This window comes from Streptomyces tremellae (genome assembly GCF_039540215.1).
GTDB lineage: Bacteria > Actinomycetota > Actinomycetes > Streptomycetales > Streptomycetaceae > Streptomyces > Streptomyces tremellae.
The window spans coordinates 23,785-40,773 of the sequence record NZ_BAABEP010000044.1 but is presented as its reverse complement, the minus strand read 5'-3'; the positions used below and the strand labels follow the sequence as shown (position 1 = coordinate 40,773).

The 16,989-nt window shown below is 73.5% G+C and carries 14 protein-coding genes; 4 read left to right on the top strand and 10 right to left on the bottom strand.

Annotated features, from left to right (window positions below; genetic code table 11):
• Positions 1 to 24: 24 nt before the first annotated feature.
• On the top strand, positions 25 to 438 hold the full coding sequence (locus tag ABEA77_RS24745; RefSeq protein WP_345651696.1) for a MarR family winged helix-turn-helix transcriptional regulator: 414 nt from the start codon (positions 25 to 27) through the stop codon (positions 436 to 438).
• Between the two features lie 376 nt (positions 439 to 814).
• Here ABEA77_RS24745 and glnA read toward each other — a convergent pair whose 3' ends face one another.
• Positions 815 to 2,224 (bottom strand): type I glutamate--ammonia ligase, encoded by a 1,410-nt coding sequence (gene glnA / locus ABEA77_RS24740; protein WP_345651694.1) that lies wholly within the window; start codon positions 2,222 to 2,224, stop codon positions 815 to 817.
• 243 nt (positions 2,225 to 2,467) lie between these two features.
• Here glnA and ABEA77_RS24735 point away from each other — a divergent pair, with 243 nt between their 5' ends.
• Positions 2,468 to 2,935 carry an RDD family protein gene (locus ABEA77_RS24735; RefSeq protein WP_345651692.1) on the top strand — a complete coding sequence of 156 codons (468 nt, stop codon included), beginning with the start codon at positions 2,468 to 2,470 and terminating at the stop codon, positions 2,933 to 2,935.
• Between the two features lie 305 nt (positions 2,936 to 3,240).
• Here the strand turns inward: ABEA77_RS24735 and ABEA77_RS24730 are convergent, their stop codons facing one another.
• The 4 genes from ABEA77_RS24730 to lipB all read right to left on the bottom strand — a co-directional run bounded on the left by ABEA77_RS24730 (position 3,241) and on the right by lipB (position 6,479).
• Entirely contained in the window at positions 3,241 to 3,939 is a 699-nt protein-coding gene (locus tag ABEA77_RS24730) for a DUF4191 domain-containing protein (RefSeq protein ID WP_345651690.1), read from the bottom strand.
• Positions 3,940 to 3,949: 10 nt separating this feature from the next.
• The gene (locus tag ABEA77_RS24725) at positions 3,950 to 4,165 is read right to left on the bottom strand and encodes an SCO2195 family GlnR-regulated protein (RefSeq protein WP_345651742.1); all 216 of its coding nucleotides are present in this window, start codon (positions 4,163 to 4,165) and stop codon (positions 3,950 to 3,952) included.
• A gap of 311 nt (positions 4,166 to 4,476) precedes the next feature.
• Positions 4,477 to 5,484 carry a lipoyl synthase gene (gene lipA / locus ABEA77_RS24720; protein ID WP_345651687.1) on the bottom strand — a complete coding sequence of 336 codons (1,008 nt, stop codon included), beginning with the start codon at positions 5,482 to 5,484 and terminating at the stop codon, positions 4,477 to 4,479.
• 152 nt (positions 5,485 to 5,636) lie between these two features.
• A complete protein-coding gene (gene lipB / locus ABEA77_RS24715; protein WP_345651684.1) occupies positions 5,637 to 6,479 on the bottom strand; it encodes a lipoyl(octanoyl) transferase LipB in 843 nt (280 codons plus the stop codon).
• A gap of 313 nt (positions 6,480 to 6,792) precedes the next feature.
• On the opposite strand from lipB, the gene ABEA77_RS24710 reads away from it, so the two are divergent.
• On the top strand, positions 6,793 to 8,415 hold the full coding sequence (locus ABEA77_RS24710; RefSeq protein WP_345651681.1) for an NsdA family TPR-like regulatory protein: 1,623 nt from the start codon (positions 6,793 to 6,795) through the stop codon (positions 8,413 to 8,415).
• Positions 8,416 to 8,535: 120 nt separating this feature from the next.
• Here ABEA77_RS24710 and ABEA77_RS24705 read toward each other — a convergent pair whose 3' ends face one another.
• From ABEA77_RS24705 to ABEA77_RS24695, 3 genes are all read right to left on the bottom strand, one after another.
• On the bottom strand, positions 8,536 to 9,846 hold the full coding sequence (locus ABEA77_RS24705) for an FAD-dependent oxidoreductase (protein WP_345651679.1): 1,311 nt from the start codon (positions 9,844 to 9,846) through the stop codon (positions 8,536 to 8,538).
• Between the two features lie 387 nt (positions 9,847 to 10,233).
• On the bottom strand, positions 10,234 to 11,121 hold the full coding sequence (locus ABEA77_RS24700) for a TIGR01777 family oxidoreductase (RefSeq protein WP_345651676.1): 888 nt from the start codon (positions 11,119 to 11,121) through the stop codon (positions 10,234 to 10,236).
• Between the two features lie 67 nt (positions 11,122 to 11,188).
• Positions 11,189 to 11,722 (bottom strand): DUF4240 domain-containing protein, encoded by a 534-nt coding sequence (locus ABEA77_RS24695; RefSeq protein ID WP_345651740.1) that lies wholly within the window; start codon positions 11,720 to 11,722, stop codon positions 11,189 to 11,191.
• A 131-nt stretch (positions 11,723 to 11,853) separates the two neighbouring features.
• Between ABEA77_RS24695 and ABEA77_RS24690 the strand changes: the two genes are divergently transcribed.
• Positions 11,854 to 12,789 carry an SDR family oxidoreductase gene (locus ABEA77_RS24690; RefSeq protein WP_345651674.1) on the top strand — a complete coding sequence of 312 codons (936 nt, stop codon included), beginning with the start codon at positions 11,854 to 11,856 and terminating at the stop codon, positions 12,787 to 12,789.
• A gap of 74 nt (positions 12,790 to 12,863) precedes the next feature.
• Here ABEA77_RS24690 and ABEA77_RS24685 read toward each other — a convergent pair whose 3' ends face one another.
• Together ABEA77_RS24685 and aceE are read right to left on the bottom strand one after the other, a co-directional pair.
• On the bottom strand, positions 12,864 to 13,949 hold the full coding sequence (locus tag ABEA77_RS24685; protein WP_345651672.1) for a helix-turn-helix transcriptional regulator: 1,086 nt from the start codon (positions 13,947 to 13,949) through the stop codon (positions 12,864 to 12,866).
• A gap of 152 nt (positions 13,950 to 14,101) precedes the next feature.
• Positions 14,102 to 16,771, bottom strand: coding sequence for a pyruvate dehydrogenase (acetyl-transferring), homodimeric type (gene aceE, locus ABEA77_RS24680; RefSeq protein ID WP_345651670.1), 2,670 nt, complete (start codon positions 16,769 to 16,771; stop codon positions 14,102 to 14,104).
• Positions 16,772 to 16,989 lie beyond the last annotated feature (218 nt).

The window sequence follows — 16,989 nt, the reverse complement described above, 5'->3', positions numbered from 1 at the left end:
GTACTACCCGGGAAGGGGAGTCGCATGACGGTCGGCGGGGCGCAGCTGTGGACTCTGAACCAGCGGCTGCTGAGCGTCGTGATGGACGCCTGCACGCAGGAGCTGGCCGAGCTCGGACTGGAGACGAAGGAATTCTTCGTCCTGGCCGAGGTGGAAGCCTCGCCGTACCCGGCCGAGATCGCGACGGCACTGCTGCTCCCCAAAGCGAGCGTGACGGTCTACGTCCGCAACCTCGTCGCCAAGGGGTTCATCCGGCGCGAGATCGACGACGCGGACCTGCGGCGTCACCGGCTCGTACTAACCGCTGAGGGCACAGAGACACGGGATCGTGCACTTGCAGCCCTCGCGGCGGAGTACGACCGCAGGCTGGCAAGGATCACTCCGCAGGACCGCACCGAGCTGCAGCGCATCCTTCAGGAGATGCTCTCGCCCGCATGAGTCCATGGTCACCAGCGGTTCGCCTGCCCGGTGAGCCCCTGCTCGCCAGTGCTGTGACCGCGTAGATTCGTTGGATCGTTCGGGCTGCGGTGGCGAGGGGGCGTCTGCCCCAGCGGATCCCTTTCTCGCTGCGGATGCGGGCGCGCTCACGCTGCGGAAGTACTCCCACTTTCTGCCCCGTGCCCGGCGCACGAGGCAGCGCCGCCATCGACGCGATCTTCGCGTAGCTGCGGCCGCGGCCAGTCGGTAGAGCCCGTGGAACGCGGTTCGTAGCCCGCAGCAGGCCCAAAGTCCCGGAGAAGTCCCAGAGATGCCACCGCACCCCGTCCTGCCCCACTCCGTGGCAGGTCAGGCGGGGTGCGGTGGCATTCCCGTATTAGATGTCGAAGTACAGTTCGAACTCGTGCGGGTGGGGGCGGAGCTGGATGGGCGCGATTTCCTTGGTGCGCTTGTAGTCGATCCAGGTCTCGATGAGGTCCGCGGTGAAGACGCCGCCGGCCTGGAGGTACTCGTTGTCCTGTTCGAGGGCGTCGAGGACCGCCGGGAGGGACGTCGGGACCTGGGGGACGCCCGCGTGCTCCTCGGGGGCGAGCTCGTAGAGGTCCTTGTCGATCGGCTCCGCGGGCTCGATCTTGTTCTTGATGCCGTCGAGGCCCGCGAGGAGGAGCGCGGAGAACGCCAGGTACGGGTTGGACGACGGGTCCGGCGCGCGGAACTCGACGCGCTTGGCCTTCGGGTTGGAGCCCGTGATCGGGATGCGCATGGCCGCGGAGCGGTTGCGCTGCGAGTAGACCAGGTTGACCGGGGCCTCGAAGCCGGGGACCAGGCGGTGGTAGGAGTTCACCGTCGGGTTGGTGAAGGCCAGCAGCGAGGGGGCGTGCCTGAGGATGCCGCCGATGTAGTAGCGGGCGGTGTCCGAGAGGCCCGCGTAGCCCTGCTCGTCGTAGAACAGCGGGGAGCCGCCCTGCCACAGGGACTGGTGGACGTGCATGCCCGAGCCGTTGTCGCCGAAGATCGGCTTCGGCATGAACGTCGCGGTCTTGTTGTTGCGCCAGGCGACGTTCTTGACGATGTACTTGAACAGCATCAGGTCGTCGGCCGCGTGCAGCAGCGTGTTGAACTTGTAGTTGATCTCGGCCTGGCCCGCCGTGCCGACCTCGTGGTGCTGGCGCTCGACCTCAAGGCCGGCGCGCTCCAGTTCGAGGGAGATCTCGGCGCGCAGGTCCGCGAAGTGGTCCACCGGCGGGGCGGGGAAGTAGCCGCCCTTGTAGCGGACCTTGTAGCCCCGGTTGTCCTCGGTGGAGCCGGTGTTCCAGGCGCCCGCCTCGGAGTCGATGTGGTAGAAGCCCTCGTTCGACGTGGTGTTGAAGCGCACGCTGTCGAAGACGTAGAACTCGGCCTCGGGACCGAAGTACGCGGTGTCCGCGACGCCGGTCGAGGCGAGGTATGTCTCGGCCTTCTTGGCGATGTTGCGCGGGTCGCGGCTGTACTGCTCGCCCGTGATCGGGTCGTGGATGAAGAAGTTGATGTTCAGCGTCTTGTCCCGGCGGAACGGGTCGACGCGCGCGGTCAGCAGGTCCGCGCGCAGCGCCATGTCCGACTCGTGGATCGCCTGGAAGCCGCGGATGGACGATCCGTCGAAGGCCAGCTCCTCCGACGGGTCGAACGACTTCGCCGGTACGGTGAAGTGCTGCATCACACCGGGCAGGTCGCAGAAGCGCACGTCGACGAACTTGACGTCCTCGTCCGAGATGAATTTCTTGGCCTCGTCGGCGTTCTGGAACATCCAGCTCCTCCTCCTCCCGCTCCGGGGAGGGGCGGGGGCTTGAAACTCGGCTGTGTGCGGGCTGGCGGGCCGGGGTCCCTCGGCCCGCGCCCTAGGGCACATGGTGTCCGCGACCCTATGTTTCCGCGATTTCTCCAGCATGACCCGTTTGTTTCGTCCACGTTAACCGGCACGCTGCGGGAGGTGCCTCACGGCCGAGGGGTGGCCGCTTCCCGCCCCTGCCCTGGCGCGTACCGTGGTCCCGTGGACAACAGGGAAGCAATCGGGTCATGGCTCTCGGGTCCCCGCGCGGCGGCCGAGGAGATGGGCGTCGACTTCGGGTACCGCGGCGAGCGGCTCGGCCTGCCCGAGGAGGGCCCCGGCTCGGTCGCCCGGTTCGGTCGGCGCCTCGGCGCCCTCTTCGTCGACTGGGCGCTGTGCGTGATCGTCGCGTACGGGCTGATCACCAGGGACGGCGCGCACGCCGTGGAGAACTGGGCGCTCGCCGTGTTCTTCGTGCTCAGCCTCCTGACCGTGGGCACCGTCGGCTCGACCCCGGGCAAGCGTCTCTTCCGCCTGCGGGTCGTCGCGGAGGGCGGCGGCCGTCTCGGCATCGGCCGCGTGGTGGTCCGCAGCGTGTTGCTCTGCCTGGCGATCCCCGCGCTCATCTGGGACCGTGACGGCCGAGGCCTCCACGACCGCCTGGCCCGCGCGGTCCAGGTGCGCGTCTGAGCCGCGCCGCTGCTGACCGCCCGCGGCGGCGCTCGCGTACGGGGTGCGGGCCGCTTCCGGCGTGGGACGGCGTACGGCCGCCGACCGCGCACGGCCGACCGCCGCGGGCGGCTCCGGGCCTGGGACGCACGCCGCGTACGGCGGTGGGTGGCGTACGGCCGTGGGGCGCGTACGCCCGCGCGCCGCGCACGGCCCGCGCTGCGTACGCCCGCGCCCCGCGCAGGCCATCGCCGGAAACACGAGAACGCCGTGGGGGGTCGGCCCGGATCCGGGCCGACCCCCCACGGCGTTCCGGGGCGCGCGCCTCAGCGCATCCTTCCGCCGCGCGGCATGCGCACGTTCTTCGGCATGGGGCCCTTCGGGACCGGCATGTTGCTCATCAGGTCGCCCATGGCCCGCAGCCGGTCGTTGGTGGTGGTGACCGTCGGGCCGTCGACCACGCGCGGCATCTTCAGCAGCGTGGCCCGTACCTTCTTGAGCGGCACCTGGCCCTCGCCGTCGCCGACGATGATGTCCTGGACCGGGACGTCCACGACGACACGCGCCATCTTGCGCTTCTCGGCGGCGAGGAGCGACTTGAGGCGGTTCGGGTTGCCCTCGCCGACGAGCACGATGCCCGCCTTGCTCACGGCGCGGTGCACGACGTCCTGACTGCGGTTCATCGCCACCGCGGGCGTCGTGGTCCAGCCCCTGCCGACGTTCTCCAGGACCGCGGCCGCAGCCCCCGGCTGTCCCTCCATCTGTCCGAACGCGGCGCGCTCGGCGCGGCGGCCGAAGATGATCGCCATCGCGAGGAACGCCAGGATGAAGCCGAGGATGCCCAGGTAGAGCGGGTGGCCGATGACGAAGCCGATGGCGAGGAAGACACCGAAGGTGACGATTCCCACGCCACCGACGACAAGGCCGACCTTGGAATCGACCCGTCGGGTCATCTTGTACGTCAGAGCGATCTGCTTCAGTCGCCCCTGGTTCGCAGCAGAGTCTGCGTTGTCCTTCGTCGCCATACACAGAAGTTTACGTGGCCTGGGAGGAGGGGCCAGACACAGCCTCGATGACGGACTGCGCCTCCGCCCGATCCCGCGCGGCCCTGCGGTCGTCGAGCACCGCGGACCAGGCGTTGCGGCGCGCGGTGCGCTGGCCGCCGCCCAGCAGCAGGGACTCCGCGGCGCGCAGCGCGAGCCGCGCGGCTGCCAGCGGGCGGACACTCGGAAGGACCGGAGCGGCCTGCATGATGTCGATCTCCCGGGGAGAGGCGAGGGGCGGGGCGGACGGTGCGGGGCCGTGCGGCGCGGTGCCCTGCGGGCGGTCGCCGCGGCGCGCGGTGACCGCGGTCGTGGGGTACGCGCTGCGTGGCTCCAGCGTCACTCACCGGTGTTACCAGTACGTGACCCGGTGGTCAAACCGCCATGAAGCCCCGGGCCGCAGGCGCGTACGGGCCGCGAAACCGCCGGCGCGGCCCGTACGCGCCCCCCACCTGGGGGAGGCGTGCGGACCGCGCCGTACCCGGTCGGCTACTCGCCGGTAGTCGCTTGTGCGCGGATTCACACCGCCGGCGGTACCGCCGGGGTCTCGCCCGCCGCTACGGAGCCGACGCCCGCGAGGCCCTCGCCGCGGCGCTCCATGGCCTGCTGGTAGAGGCGGCCCGCGCGGTAGGAGGAGCGGACCAGGGGGCCGGACATGACGCCGGAGAAGCCGATCTGCTCGGCCTCCTCGCGCAGCTCGACGAACTCGTCGGGCTTGACCCAGCGCTCCACGGGGTGGTGGCGCGCGGAGGGGCGCAGGTACTGGGTGATGGTGATCAGCTCGCAGCCCGCCTCGTGGAGCTGGCGCAGCGCCTCGCTGACCTCGGCGCGCTCCTCGCCCATGCCGAGGATGAGGTTGGACTTGGTGATCAGTCCGGCCTCGCGGGCGCGGGTGATCACCGAGAGGGAGCGCTCGTAGCGGAAGCCGGGGCGGATGCGCTTGAAGATCCGTGGGACGGTCTCGACATTGTGGGCGAGGACCTCGGGGCGCGCGGCGAAGACCTCGGCGAGCTGCTCGGGCACGGCGTTGAAGTCGGGGATGAGCAGCTCGACCTTGGTCGTGCCGGTGGGGCGCTGGGCGGCGGTGAGGGTGTGGATCTGGCGCACCGTCTCCGCGTAGAGCCAGGCGCCGCCGTCGTCGAGGTCGTCGCGGGCGACGCCGGTGACGGTGGCGTAGTTGAGGTCCATCGTCAGCACGGACTCGCCGACGCGGCGGGGCTCGTCGCGGTCGAGCGCGGCGGGCTTGCCGGTGTCGATCTGGCAGAAGTCGCAGCGCCTGGTGCACTGGTCGCCGCCGATGAGGAAGGTGGCCTCGCGGTCCTCCCAGCACTCGAAGATGTTGGGGCAGCCGGCTTCCTGGCAGACGGTGTGCAGGCCCTCGCTCTTGACGAGTTTCTGGAGCTGGTTGTACTCGGGCCCCATTTTGGCCCTGGTCTTGATCCACTCGGGCTTGCGCTCGATGGGGGTCTGGCTGTTCCGGACCTCCAGGCGCAGCATCTTGCGTCCGTCGGGTGCGACAGCGGACACGTCCGGCACCTCTCTCTGGCTGGCGCGGCATTCGATTCTTCGGCGAATACCAGGTTACGCCCGTGAATTACGTGGTCTTGTGGGCTGTCCAGCCGCTGGACGGCAGCGGACGGCGCGGGGGAGTCGGCGCCGGCAAGGGCGCGGCGGATGGGTCAGGCGCTCGCGTGCTCCAGTCCCGCCGCCCCCACGCCGGGCAGGCGCGGCGCGGCGCCCGCGACCTCGGCGGCGCCCGGGGCCCCGGCCTCGGCCAGGACCTCCCGCAGGTGCCGCTCCACCACGGGCAGCACCTCCGCCACGGTGACGTCGCGGCCCAGCTCGTACGCGAGCGACGTGACGCCCGCGTCCCTGATGCCGCACGGCACGATGCGGTCGAAGTACGTGTTGTCGGGGTTCACGTTGAGCGAGAAGCCGTGCATCGTGACGCCCTTGGCGACCCGGATGCCGATCGCCGCGAGCTTGCGGTCCTCGCGGCGCTGGCCCGCGTTGGACGGGGCGTACTCCGGGCCGCTGAGGCGCGGGTCGAACGCGTCGGTCCGCACGCGCGGGTCGAAGTCGAGCACCAGGCCGGGGCGCGGACGGTCCTCGACGGCGTCGCCCAGCACCCACACCCCGCTGCGGCCCTCGACGCGGGTGGTGTCGAGCCCGAACTCGGCGGCCGTGCGGATCAGGGCCTCCTCAAGGCGGCGCACATGGGCGATCACGTCGACCGGGTTCGGCAGCTTCAGGATGGGATAGCCCACCAGCTGCCCCGGACCGTGCCAGGTGATCTTCCCGCCGCGGTCCACGTCGACCACCGGGGTGCCGTCGAGCGGGCGCTCGTCGTCCCGCGTCCTGCGGCCTGCCGTGTAGACGGGCGGGTGTTCGAGCAGGAGGCAGGTGTCCGGCACCTCGTCGGCGACGCGCGCGGCGTGCACCCGGCGCTGCTCCTCCCATGCGTCCAGGTACGCGACGGCCTCGTCGCCGAATCCCAGACGGACGTACCGCAGCTCGCCCACGGCAGTGCCTCCTTAGAGCTATCGGTGCACCACGGCCTTCGGGGCACTTCTGGCGCTCTCGCAACTGTACGGCGGCAGGTGGGACGGCGGCCCGGGAGGTGGCGGACGAGACACCGGGCGGGGCTGCGGGCACGTGCCGGACGCAGTTTCTGCGAGGGCTTTCCAGGCCTGGCGCCGATCCTCACACGATCGGATGAACCCAGGGTGAAAGCCGCTGTGAGCGGGGCCATTACCGCTAAATTCGCGCCGATCGTGAGGGGCCGATGGTATGGGGCTGCCCCCGGGGCCCAAAAGGCAGGAGACCGTACAGCTGATGTCGGAACGACCTCCGCAGCGCAATCCCAATCGCAGACTCGCCACGCTCATCGCGGAGGCGGGCTTCTCACACGCGGGCCTCGCCCGCAGGGTCGACCAGCTCGGCCTGGAGCACGGGCTCGACCTCCGCTACGACAAGACCTCCGTCACCCGCTGGCTGCGCGGCCAGCAGCCGCGCGGCACGACCCCGGCGCTGATCGCCGAGGTCTTCACCCGCAGGCTCGGCCGCCGCCTGTCCACCCAGGACCTGGGCCTCGACGCCTGCGCGCCGGTGTACGCGGGCCTGGAGTTCGCGGCCACCCCCGAGGAGGCCGTCGACATCGTCGGCGGCCTGTGGAAGAAGGACTCGGGCAGCCACGCTGAGCTGCGCAAGATCGCGTTCACCCCCGCCGGCCTCGTGGTGCCCAGCAGGGACTGGCTGATCGGACGTCCCGACGAGCGGGTCGGCCACCCCGGCCTCGCCCCCGGAGGGCCCGCCGCGCCCGTGGCCCAGGCCGCCGCGGCCGCCGGCGCAGGGGTGTCCGCACGGCCCCCGGCGGCCCCGGGCGCCGGAGTCCAGGGCGCGCCACCGGCGCCGGGCGGCGGCGCGGGCCACGCCCCCGCCGTGGTGCGGGTGCCCGCCCAGTCGACCGCGGGCGCGGCCGAGTCGGCGCTCGTCCCGCGGCCCCGCGGCGCCGGCCTGCCGGGACATGCCCACGGCCACGGCCACAGCCTCGGCCTGCGGGTCTCGGCCGGCGACATCGCGGCGCTCCGCTCGGTCGGCGAGCTGTTCCGCAGCCTCGACCAGCGCTACGGCGGCGGGCACGCGCGCCAGGCCCTCGTCCGCTACCTGGAGCACGAGGCCGAGCCGATGCTGCGCGGCGTGTACGGGGAGAACGTCGGCCGCCGCCTGTTCGGCGCGGTCGCCGACCTGACCAGGCTCGCCGGCTGGACGTCGTACGACATCGCGGCGCACGGCCTCGCGCAGCGGTACTTCGTGCAGGCCCTGCGGCTCTCGCAGGCCGCGGCCGACCGGGTGTACGGCGCGTACGTGCTGGTCACGATGAGCCGCCAGGCCGTCTACCTGAGCCACGGCAGGGAGGCCGTGCAGCTGACGCGCGTGGCGCAGCAGGGCGTCGGCACGACGGCGCCGCCCGTGGTGCAGGCGCTGCTCCAGGCCGCCGAGGCGCGCGGGCACGGCGTGGTGGGCGACGCCCGCGCGTGCACGGCCGCACTGCTGCGGGCGGAGCGGGCGCTGGAGGCGGCGCGCCCCGGCGACGACGTGCCGCACTGGGCGCGCTCCTTCGACGAGGGACAGCTCGCCGACGAGATCGGGCACTGCCACCGCGACCTCGCCCAGTGGCGCGCCGCGGCCCAGCACGCCGAGCGCGCGCTGAGCCTGCGCCCGCAGGAACTGGCCCGCAGCCGGCTGTTCTGCACGGTCGTGCTCGCCACGGCGCGCCTCGGCCTCGGCGAGCTCGACCAGGCGTGCGCGCTCGGCGCCGAGGCCGCGCAGGCGGCGGCGGAGATGCGGTCGGCGCGCGCGGTGGAGTACGTACGCGACTTCGAACGCCGGCTTGAGCCCTACCGTGACACGGCGGCCGTACGCACCTACCGCGACCGGGTCTCGACACTGCGCTGAGCGCCCCCGTGGGGGAGGGGCCGTCCGCTCGGCCGCCGCCCGCGCCGCCGCCACGGTGTCTGCTCCCCGCCCCCCGGGTGTCGGCACCGGGGAGCGGGGCGTCCAGGTGCGCGAGGAGGCTCAGGCGGCGCTCTCGCGCGGCGGTCCCGACGCGGCGGCCCCCGGCGTCCGGTGTGCGCCGCGGCCGAGGTCGGCGAGGACCGCGCGGGCCGCCCTGCGGCCGGAGTGCAGCGCACCCTCGACCGTGGCGGAGTCCCGGTGGTCGCCGCACACATAGAGGCCCGCGAGCAGCCGCACCGGCCTGCGCGGGTCGTGCGGCGGCCGGGTCCTCGGGACCGCCTCGGGGTCGTGGTGGACCGCGAGCAGGTCCCAGTCGTGCGTCGGGACGCCGTACATCCGCGCCAGGTGCGCGCGGATGGCCGCGTCGGCGGGCGGCGGCCCGAGCACCGTCGAGGAGACCAGCGTCCTGCCGCCCGGCGCGCGGGCCGGATCCACCGCGCTCATCACCGCCGTGTGCGCGACGGGACCTCCGCGGTCGGCGTCGAGCAGCAGGGCGGTCCCGGTGGCCGGCGCCACGGGCGCGCTGTGGTGGAAGACCGTGACGGACTGGAACTCCGGCACGCGCAGCCCCGGCAGCAGCCCGGCCGCGGCCCGCGCACCGGTCGCCACCACCAGCGCGCGGCAGGCGATCTCCCCGTGCTCCTTGGTGGTGACGCGGTCGATCGACGCGTCCGTCACCCACACGTCGGTGTGCACGGCGCAGCCGGCCGGCAGCGTCGCCGCGAGCAGGCCGGGCAGGGCGGCGGCCCCGCCCTCCGGCACGCACAGCCGGCCGCGCGCGAAGGCGCGCAGCGCCAGGTCGGCGCTGCGGCTCGACGACAGCAGCGCCGGGTCGTACAGCAGCGCGGAGAGCAGGAGCCTGGCGAGCGGCGACGTGTACGCCTCCCTGGCGGTGCGCTCGGGGCGGGCGAGCAGCCGGTCTCCCGGGGTCGCCGCGAGGCGGCCGAGGGCCGCGCCGAGGCGTGCCTGGTCGAGCGCCGCGGGGCGCGGCGGCAGCGGTGTCAGGGGAGCGCCCGCGAGGGCGCGCACCGCGGTGAGCGCGCCCCGCGCACCTCTCGCGCCCCGCGGTGGGCGCGGGGCGCCGATCCGGTGGCGCCTGCCGTCGCTGTGCACGGTGACCCCGGGCGCGAACGCGCGCAGCGGCACCGCCGGCGCGTCCGGCGCACCGGGCGGCCCGGCCCACGCCGTGCCGAGCGGCCTGCCGAGCCGGTCGAGCAGGAAGCCGTCGACCCGCTCGGTCGCCATGCGCCCGCCGACGCGCGGGGCGGCCTCCAGCACGGTGACGGCGAGGCCGCCCGCCGCCAGGTGGTGCGCGGCGGCGAGCCCCGCCGGGCCCGCGCCGATGACGACGACATCGGTCCGGGAGTCCACGGTGGCGCCCCTGACGCGTGGTCCGCTCTCCGGCACATGCCCTCCCCTGGTCCCGCACCTGGCGGCCTGGGTGTCGGGGGTGGCCCGACTGCCCCTGGGAGCCGCCCAGTCGAGCCTGAGGTTACGAGCGGATGGCGGCACTTCGTACGCGCACGCGCACGGTGCACCGGAGCATGGACGGCGCGCGCCCGGGGACCCCGCGCGCCCGCCCCGCGCTCCGGGGCCTCGGGGCGCCGTCACACGCCACGCCCGCCACGCCTCTCGCGCGCCGGGGGGACGTGCCGCCCGTCACGCGGCGGCCCGTCATGCGCAGCCCCGTCCCGCGCCCTGCCCGGCCCGCCTGCCGGCCGGGCCTCGGCGGCGTCGGCCGGCCGGGCCCCGGCGGCGTCAGACGGCCGCGGCGATCGCCTCGTCGACGGTCGGGAAGGCGAAGGTGAAGCCCGAGTCGAGCAGGCGCCGGGGCAGCACGCGCTGGCTGCCGAGCACGTCGCCCGACAGCTCGCCGAGCGCCAGCTTCAGCGCGGCGGCCGGGACCGGGAGCGGCGTCGGGCGGCGCAGCACACGCCCCATCGCGGCCGTCACCTCGCGGTTGGTCACCGGCTCCGGCGCGGTCAGGTTCACCGGGCCCTCAAGCGCCTCGGTGTCGATCAGGTGCCGCAGCGCGGCGACGTGGTCGTGCAGCGCGATGAAGCTCCAGTACTGGCGGCCGTCGCCCAGCCGCCCGCCGAGCCCCGCGCGGAACAGCGGGAACAGCCGCCCCCACGCACCGCCCCCGCGCGCCACCACCAGGCCGGTGCGCGGGAAGACCGTGCGGATGCCCGCCTCCTGGGCCGCCGCCGCTGCCGCCTCCCACTCCACGCACAGCGTGGGCAGGAAGCCGTAGCCGGGCGGCGCGCTCTCGTCCACCGCGCGGTCGCCCGTGTCGCCGTAGTAGCCGATGGCGGAACCCGAGACGAGGACCCGGGGCGGCTCGTCGAGCGACGCCAGTGCCTCGGCGAGCGCGGACGTGCCGAGCAGCCTGCTGTCCCTGATCCGCCGCTTGTACTCCGCCGTCCAGCGCCGGTCGCCGATGCCCGCGCCCGCGAGGTGGACGACGGCCCCGCAACCGCGCAGGCCGGCCGCGTCGACCCGCTGCAGCCCCGGGTCCCAGCGGACCTCGTCGGGGCCCGCGGGGGCACGCCGCACCAGGCGCACCACCTCGTGACCGTCCGCACGCAGCGACCGTACGAGTGCTGTACCGATGAGCCCGGTGGAACCGGTGACCGCGATTCTCATACGGCCATCCTGCCCCGCGGCGGCGGCTTCGCGCGCCCGCGGCGCGGACGGCACGGCCCGCCCGGCCTCATCCCGTGTACGAGTCCGCGCCGAACCGCTCCCAGAGCCGGGGCAGGCGCACTTCGAGCACGTCAGGGTCGTCGATGTCGAAGGCCGTGCCCTCCGGCTCGCGCGGCTGCGCGGGGATGCCGAGGTCCGGCGCGACGGTTCCGGTCAGCTGCTCGTACGCCTCGTCCGCCGCGTAGCCGAGTTCCTCGCCGTCGCCGTCGGAGTCCGGGTCGAAGTGGTCGAGCAGGTCGGCCAGGTCGTCCGGGTCCTGGAGGGCCCCCTCGAAGATCTCGCGGCCCTGCCCGATGAGCCAGCAGCGGAAGAAGTCGAACGCGTCGTCGCTCGCCCCGTCCAGCAGGATCGACGCGGCGCCCCACAGGTCCCAGCGGTACGCGCGGTGGTAGCGCGACTCGAAGTGCCTGGCGAAGTCGAGCACGGCGTCGGGGTCGAGCTGCGCCAGGCGCTCGACCAGCAGGTCCGCGTGTTCCTCCGGATCGCCGGCCGCCGCCTCGCGGGTGCCGTCGACGATCTCCCAGAAGTCCGTCTCGTCCATCACGGGACCAGCATCCTGCCTGCCGCGCGCGGACGCACGCGGGCATCCCCCGGACGCGCCGCGCCCGCCTCCCCGGAAGACGCGCCGCAAAGGCGCCAGAGGGTGTCGGGTTCGGCTGGGAGGGTTCCCGCATGGAGACGACGACGGACGACACACTCGCCGGGCGGGTCGCCCTGGTGGCAGGGGCGACCAGGGGCGCGGGCCGGCAGTTCGCCGTACAGCTGGGGGCGCGCGGCGCCACCGTGTACGTGACGGGCCGCACGACCCGGGGCCGCGTCAGCGAGGTGGGCAGGGCCACGGAGACCATCGAGGAGACGGCGGACCTGGTCACCGCGGCGGGCGGCGAGGGGATCGCCCTGCCCGCCGACCACCTGGACCCCGCCGCGGTACGCGCGGTCGTGGACCGCGTCGAGGGCGACCACGGGCGGCTCGACGTGCTGGTGGACGGCGTGTGGGGCGGCGAGCACCTGATCGAGTTCGGGAAGCGGGCCTGGGAGCTCGACCTCGACAAGGGCCTGCGGATGCTGGACCTCGGCGTCAGGGCGCACCTGATCACCCTGCGCCGCGCGCTGCCGCTGCTCGTGCGCCGCCCGGGCGGCCTGGTCGTGGAGGTGACGGACGGCACGGCCGAGTCGGCCGGGACCTATCGCGAGAACCTCTTCTTCGACCTGGTCAAATACGCGCCGATCCGCCTGGTCAAGGGCCTCGCACAGGAGCTTGACCCGGTCGGCTGCACGGCGGTCTCGCTGACGCCAGGCTTCCTGCGCTCCGAGTGGATGCTCGACCACTTCGGCGTACGGGAGGACAACTGGCGCGACGCGATCGCGCGGGAGCCCGCCTTCGCCATCGCGGAGAGCCCGGTCTTCGTCGGGCGGGCGCTCGCCGCGCTCGCGTCCGACCCCGACCGACACCGCTGGAACGGCGGCTCGCTCTCCAGCGGGCAGCTCGCCCGGGTCTACGGCTTCACCGACACGGACGGCAGCGCGCCGGACGCCTGGCCCTACATCGCCGCGTTCACCGCGGCACGCGAGAACGGCACCGAGGCCGACGCCGACGACTACCGCTGAGCGCCGCCGGCGGGTCCGCTCACCGCGGATCCGCCGCCCCCGGACCCGTCCGCCCCCGGACCCGTCCGGACCCGTCAGCCGCGGAGCCCGTCAGCCGCGCCGCCCGAGGACGCGCCGCCCGCGTCGGGCCCGTACAGCTCGGCGAGGCCGCGCGCCGCTGCGGTGAGGCGCGCGCGGAGGGCGGGCGGTGCCAGAACCTCGGCGTCGGGGCCGAGCGGGAGGAGCTGGCCGAGGGCGACCTCCTCGGACTCCATGGCGAGGCGTGCGGTGACCCGGCCCTCGGCGTCCGGGGGCGGGGCGGTGGCGAGCGCCTCCTCTGCGGCCCCCCGGTCGGTGGCGTGCGGGAGGCGGGCGGCGCCCGCCTCGGTGAGCCGCAGCGTCACCTCGTACCGCAGCAGTGACCTGGCGAACTGGGCGGCGCGTTCCTCCCAGAACTCCGGGAGCGCGAAGGACTCGTCTCTGCGGAAACGTTCCTCCAGGAGTTCGGCGCTCCGGAACCGGTCGATCCTGTACACCCGGAAGGCGTCGTCCTGCGCCGCCGTCACGGCGGCGCAGAGATACCAGACGCCCGCCTTCAACACGAGCCCGTACGGCGCCAGTTCACGCGTCACGTCCCCCGGTCCTTCCTCGCCGGGGGCCGCGCGGGGGCCCGCGTCCCGATCCTCGCCGGCCGCGGACGGCGGCCGGTACGCCGCGGACACCAGGCGGTCGCCCCAGACCGCCTCGGCGAACAGCGGCAGCAGCTCCGGCGTCCTCGGCTCCCTGAACCAGCCGGGCGCGTCCAGGTGGAAGCGGCGCGCCACCGCGTCCGGGGTGTCCCGCAGCGACGGCACCAGCGCCGCCGAGACCTTCAGCCGCGCCGCGCTCGCCGCGTCCGCGAGCCCCATCTCGCGCAGCGCCCCCGGCAGCCCCGAGAGGAACAGCGCCTCTGCCTCCCCCTGCGCGAGCCCCGTCAGGCCCGTGCGGTACCCGCCCACGAGGCGGTAGCCGCCGCTCCTGCCCCGGTCCGCGTAGACCGGGACGCCCGCCTCGGAGAGCGCCTGGGCGTCCCGGGTGATCGTCCGCTCGGAGACCCCGAGTTCGGCGGCGAGTTGGGCCGCGGTCATCAAGGGTCTTGACTGGAGCAGGAGGACCATCCTGATCAGGCGGGCAGCGCGCATCCCACCATCATGCAGGGCGACAGGGCCTCCACGTACAGGAATCCCTGTCGAGGAACTGTGCACGGTGCGTGCGCGGCTCCCCGACAGGGATCCCCCGGGATCACCCCCCGGACACCTGCGACCCCGCCCGCCGCGCGCGCGGCGGACCCGGGTCACAGGCCGTAGCGCTCCCGCGCCTCGGCCACCCGCTGCGGCTTGACCTCGCCGCGCCGCGCGAGCTGTGCGAGCGCCGCGACCACGACGGACTGCGGGTCGACGCCGAAGTGGCGGCGCGCCGCGTCCCGGGTGTCGGAGAGGCCGAAGCCGTCCGTGCCGAGCGAGGACCAGTCCTGCTCCACCCACTGGCTGATCTGGTCGGGCACCTGCCGCATCCAGTCGCTGACGGCCAGCACCGGGCCCTGCGCCCCGGCCAGCGCGCGCTTCACGTACGGCACCCGCTCCTCGCCGCGCAGCAGCGCCGCGTCGGCCTCAAGGGCGTCACGCCGCAGCTCCGTCCAGGACGGCGCCGACCAGACGTCCGCCGCGACGCCCCACTCGTCGGCGAGGATCCGCTGCGCGTCGAGCACCCAGTGGATCGCCGTGCCGGAGGCGAGCAGCTGGATCCGCGGCGCCTCGGGCGCGGCCAGGTCGGCCGTGCGGAAGCGGTAGAGGCCCTTGAGGATGCCCTCCTCCGTGGCCTCCGCGGGCATCGCGGGCTGCACCTTCGGCTCGTTGTAGACCGTCAGGTAGTAGAAGACGTCCTCGGAGTCGGGGCCGTACATCCGCCGCAGGCCCTCCTTCACGATGACCGCGACCTCGTACGCGAACGCCGGGTCGTAGGAGACCGCCGCCGGGTTGGTGGAGGCGATCAGGTGCGAGTGGCCGTCCGCGTGCTGGAGGCCCTCGCCCGTCATCGTGGTCTTGCCCGCGGTCGCGCCGATCACGAAGCCGCGGCCCAGCTGGTCGGCGAGCGCCCAGAACTGGTCGCCCGTGCGCTGCCAGCCGAACATCGAGTAGAAGATGTAGAACGGGATCATCGGCTCGCCGTGTGTCGCGTACGACGTGGCGGCCGCGGTGAAGTCCGCGAGCGAACCGGCCTCGGTGATGCCCTCGTTGAGTATCTGGCCGTTCTTCGCCTCCTTGTAGTACAGGAGCTGGTCGCGGTCGACCGGGTCGTAGGTCTGGCCCTTCGGCGAGTACAGGCCCGCCGAGGGGAACAGCGACTCCATGCCGAAGGTGCGGGCCTCGTCGGGGACGACGGGGACCCAGCGCCTGCCGGTCTCCTTCTCCCGCATCAGGTCCTTGACCAGGCGGACGAAGGCCATCGTGGTGGCGATCTCCTGGGTGCCCGAGCCCTTCTTCAGCGCCTCGAACGGCTTCTCCGCGGGGGCCGGCAGCGGCTTCGCGACCACCTTGCGGGCCGGGGCGAGGCCGCCGAGCGCGGCGCGGCGCTCACGCAGGTACTTCACCTCGGGGGAGTCCTCGCCGGGGTGCCAGTACGGGGGGAGGTCGCCGGTGAGCGCGCTGTCCGGGATGGGCAGGTCGAGCAGGTCCCGCATGGCGCGGAACTCCTCGCCCGTGAGCTTCTTCATCTGGTGGTTCGCGTTGCGCGACTCGAAGCCGCTGCCCAGCGTGTGGCCCTTGATCGTCTGCGCGAGCACCACCGTCGGGGCACCCTTGTGATCGAGGGCGGCCTTGTACGCGGCGTACACCTTGCGGGGCTCGTGGCCGCCGCGGGAGTTCTGGAACAGCTCGATCAGCTTGGCGTCGCTCAGGCCCTGCGCGATCCGGCGCAGCGACTCGCCGGCGAAGAAGTGCTCGCGGATGTAGGCGGCGTCACGGGTCGCGTAGGTCTGGAACTGCGCGTCCGGGGTCTCGCCGAGGCGGCGCACGAGCGCGCCGTCGACGTCCTGCGCGAGCACGTCGTCCCACGCCCGGCCCCAGAGCGTCTTGACGACGTTCCAGCCGGCGCCCCTGAACTGGGCCTCAAGCTCGCGCACGATCTTGAAGTTCGGGCGGACCGGGCCGTCGAGGCGCTGGAGGTTGCAGTTGATGACGAACGTCAGGTTGTCGAGGCCCTCGCGCGCGGCGAGCGCGAGGGAGGCCGTCGACTCCGGCTCGTCCATCTCGCCGTCGCCGAGGAACGCCCAGACGTGCGAGCCCGAGGTGTCCTTGATGCCGCGGTTCTCCAGGTAGCGGTTGAAGCGCGCCTGGTAGATCGCGGAGATCGGGCCGAGGCCCATCGAGACGGTCGGGAACTCCCACAGCCAGGGCAGCCTGCGCGGGTGCGGGTACGAGGGGAGGCCGTCGCCGCCCGCCTCCTGGCGGAAGCGGTCGAGCTGGTCGGCGCTGAGGCGGCCGTCGAGGAAGGCGCGGGCGTAGATGCCGGGGGAGGCGTGGCCCTGCAGGTAGAGCTGGTCGCCGCTGCCGTCGCCGTCCTTGCCGCGGAAGAAGTGGTCGAAGCCGGTCTCGTACAGCCACGCCACCGAGGCGTACGTGGCGATGTGGCCGCCGAGCCCGAGTTTGGAGCCGCGGGTGACCATGGCCGCCGCGTTCCACCGGTTCCAGGCGGTGATCCTGGCCTCCATCGCCTCGTCGCCGGGGAACTCGGGCTCCGCGGCGGTGGGGATGGTGTTGACGTAGTCGCTCTCCAGGAGCTTCGGCAGCGAGACGCCGGACCTGTCGGCGTGTTCGAGGGTCCTGCGCAGCAGGTACGCCGCGCGGTGGGGGCCCGCATGCTCCGTGACGGCGTCGATGGAGGCCGCCCACTCGGCGGTTTCCTCGGCGTCACGGTCCGGGAGCTGATCGAGCTCGCTCGGAAGCTTGCCTACGGGGTCGGGCATGGTCGCCGCCTTCCAAACACAGCAAACACAGGAGGGGGTTGTTCTGGCCTTGTCTGGCAGGACAGGGCGGTGGGCTGTGGTGCAGTCCACCGTCGACTGTAAATCGCTGATCGATGATCGATCAAAGGGGGAGAGGGAGAAAGTTGCACCATCCGATGAAATTGGCATTCCGTGCCAGACCCCACGGCACCCAGTGACGTGGTACGGAAGCCGTTTTC